The 3,244-nt window shown below is 76.2% G+C and carries 3 protein-coding genes; all 3 read right to left on the bottom strand.

Annotation, left to right across the window (positions count from 1 at the left end; genetic code table 11):
• Positions 1-1,251: FAD-dependent monooxygenase (locus ACSNOD_RS29915; protein ID WP_436770217.1), on the bottom strand; the 1,251-nt coding region annotated here is incomplete at its 3' end.
• Positions 1,248-2,852: a class I adenylate-forming enzyme family protein gene (locus ACSNOD_RS29910; protein ID WP_436770216.1), complete on the bottom strand. Its 1,605-nt coding sequence runs from the start codon at positions 2,850-2,852 to the stop codon at positions 1,248-1,250. The genes ACSNOD_RS29910 and ACSNOD_RS29915, both read right to left, overlap by 4 nt.
• Positions 2,852-3,169 (bottom strand): acyl carrier protein, encoded by a 318-nt coding sequence (locus tag ACSNOD_RS29905; RefSeq protein ID WP_436770215.1) that lies wholly within the window; start codon positions 3,167-3,169, stop codon positions 2,852-2,854. The genes ACSNOD_RS29910 and ACSNOD_RS29905 overlap by 1 nt, the downstream gene beginning before the upstream one ends.
• Between the last annotated feature and the right edge of the window lie 75 nt (positions 3,170-3,244).

Raw genomic sequence — 3,244 nt, 5'->3', positions numbered from 1 at the left:
GTACGGCTCGACCCCGCCGGCCCCCAACGGGCTGTCCGTCCCGCCGGCGGCCGAGCCTCGCGCCGGCGGGCCCAGGCCGGCGAGCACGCGCACCGGCCCCTCGGGGAGCGCGGTGAACCCGCCGTCCGCACGGAACGCCGGGTCCAGCCGGTGGAGCTGGCGGACCGACAGCTGACCGGTCCTGGTGAGCACGCGCAGCATCAGCGTGCCGAGGTCCACGGCCCCGCGCTGCCCGGGGCGCTCCCAGAGCCGCCGGCTCGCCCAGGCGGCCTCCCGCAGTCCGGCCACCGCCGGCATGCGCAGCGCCTCGAAGGCCGCGAGCGCGCCGGCCACCTCCGTGGTGCCCCCGGCGGTGAGGCAGCGCACCAGCTCCGCCGCGTCCTCCAGCGCCAGGGTCGTGCCCGACCCCACCGAGAAGTGCGCCGTGTGCACCGCGTCGCCGATGCCCACCAGCCGTCCGTGGTGCCAGCGCTCCGTCTCGACCTGCGGGAAGCGCAGCCAGCGCGAGCCGTTGCCGTACAGCCGTGCCCCCTTCAGCTCCGGGGCGAACACCCGGCCGGCGAAGGCCATGGCCTGCTCGTCGGTCCGGTCCGCCGGCCGGCCGTGCCCGTCCACGAAGCCCGCCCGCCGCCAGGTGTCCGCGTCCATCTCCACCAGGAAGGTGCTGCGATCGGGGGAGTAGGGGTAGGCGTGGGCGGCGACCGGCCCGTGCTCGCTGGTGGCGAAGAGAAAGGTCATCTCGTCGAACACCCGGTCCGCCGCGAACCAGGCGTACCGGCTCGCCCCGGGGGTGACCCGCGCCCCCCAGGGACCGGCGAACGCCGCACGGGTCCGGCTGTGCGCGCCGTCGGCCGCGACCACCACGTCGTACCGGTCGAGCAGCTCCGCCGCGTCCACCTCGGTGCGGTGGTGCAGGGCCACACCGGCCTCGTGTGCCAGGCGCCGGAGCAGCGCCAGCATCGTACGGCGCTCGACGGCGGTGAAACCGTGGCCCGAGGAGCGGGCCACGGCACCGTCCCGACGCACCTGTACGCCGTCCCAGCGGGCGCCGCGCTCGGCGATGCCGGCCACGACGTCCGGCGCGACCGCGCGCAGGCGCGCCAGGCTCAGCCGGGAGAACACGACCCCGAAACCGAAGGTGGCGTCCGGCGGCCGCCGTTCGAACACGTCCACCCGGTGGTCACCGGCCCGGCGCAGCAGCAGGGAGAAGAAGAGCCCGGCCGGGCCGCCGCCCACGCACGCGACCCTCATGGCCCCTCCCGCGCCGGGGCGCCGGCCCCCGCGGGCACGGCCGGCCCGCCGTCGGCCCCGATGGGCCCCCGCGCCTCCTCGTCGCCGTCACCGCCGGCCCGGGCCGCCCGCCCGCCGCCCGGCCCGTGCTCCAGGAACGCGCGCCGGAGCCGATGGCGCAGCACCTTGCCCGCCGCGTTGCGCGGGATCTCGTCGACGAAGCGTACCCCCGCCGGGCGCTTGTAGCTGCCCAACTGGTCGGCGCAGGCCCCCAGCAGCGTCGCCACGGACGGCGGTCGCTCGCCGGGCACGACGAACGCCACCGGCACCTCGCCCCACTCCGGGGACGGCACGCCCGCGACCGCCACCTCGCGCACCCCCGGCACGCCGCCCAGCACCCGCTCGATCTCCGCCGGGTAGACGTTCTGACCGCCGCGAATGATGACATCGCCCCGCCGGTCGACCAGGTAGAGGTACCCCGCCGCGTCCATGCTCCCCAGGTCGCCGGTGCGCAGCCAGCCGTCGCGTACGGCGGCCTCGGTGGCCTCGGGGTCCCGCCAGTAGCCGCGCATCGTGCCGTCGCCCCGTACGCAGATCTCGCCCAGCTCCCCCCGCGGCACGGGCCGGCCGGCGTCGTCGTGCACCTCGATCTGGCAGCCGGGCAGCATCCGGCCCGAGGACCGCGGGGGGTCCGAGTCGCCGTCCGGGGTGTAGCGGGCCGTGGCGATGGGGCCGCCCTCGGAGAGGCCGTAGGAGTTGCGCACCGGGCGGTCGAACCGCGCCACCGCCTCCCGCAGCAGGTCCTCGGGCATCGGCGAGCCGCCGAAGACGACCTCGCGCAGGCTCGACAGATCGGTGGAGTCGAAGGCCCTGGCCCGCAGCACGAACCGCACCATGGAGGGGACCAGGAAGGTGAGGGTGGGGCGGAAGCGCTCCACATCGGCGAGGAACCCCTGTGGGGTGAACTCGTGCCGCACCACCAGGGTGCCGCCGGCCGCCAGCAGCGCCAGCGCCACCACCACGCTGCCGTGGAACAGCGGGCACGGGTACAGCAGCACGTCGTCGGGGGTGAAGCCGAACTCGGCGAGCACCGCCGTGTAGCCGGCCGCCACCGACCGGTGGGTGAGCGCGACGCCCTTGGCCCGCCCGCTCGTCGCCGAGGTGTGCACGATCGCGAACAGTTCGTCCAGGGAGGGCACCGGGAGCGAGCCTGCGGGCCCCGCGCACAGGGCCTCGTACTCCGGCGAGCCCAGGCGCACCCGTCGGCCGTCGCCGAGGGCCGGGCCGAGGCGGTCGGCGACGGCCGCGTCCGCGACCACGATCGCGGGCTCCACCTGGCGCACGACGTGGTCGACCTCGGGCGCGGGGAAGGTGGGGTTGACCGGGCAGACGACGAGGCCCGCCTTGGCGGCGGCCAGATACAGCTCCACCACTTCGACCTGATTGCGCGCGCACACCACGACCCGGTCGCCGGGGTTCGCCCCCAGGCCGAGCAGTCCCTGGGCGAGGGCGTCGGTGCGGTCGTCCACCTCCCGCCAGCTCAGCCGGCGGTGCTCGTCGGCGAGCGCGGTGCCCTCGGGGCGGATCGAGCGCTGCCGCCTCAGGGCGTGGGCCAGCCACATCAGGGGGTCACCCTTTCGGCGTCCGCGCCATGTCCTGCGTGGGATGCCGCGTGGGTTCCCGCGTGAGTTCCGGCCTGGGCCCCCGCGTGGGTGGCGAGCACCCGGTCGATGCCCTGGACAGTGGAGAGGGCGGCCAGCTCCTCGTCGTCGAGCGGCGTTCCCGTGCGCTCCTCGATGGCGAGGGCGAGCCGGATCAGCTCCCCGGAGTTGATGCCCGCCGCCAGCAGGTCGGCGTCCGGGGCCAGATCGTCGAAGAGCCCGGGGACGTCGACGAGTTCGAGCAGCAGTCGCCGGCCCGGCGTCCATACCTCACTCATGTCGCGTTCCTTTCGATGTCGTCACGGGTGCGGGCGCCGGGGAAGCGGGCGCCCCGGAGGGCGGCGGGGGTACGG

This window comes from Streptomyces sp. URMC 123 (genome assembly GCF_051386515.1).
In the GTDB taxonomy this organism is placed as follows: domain Bacteria; phylum Actinomycetota; class Actinomycetes; order Streptomycetales; family Streptomycetaceae; genus Streptomyces.
This window is presented reverse-complemented; position numbering and strand designations above follow the sequence as displayed.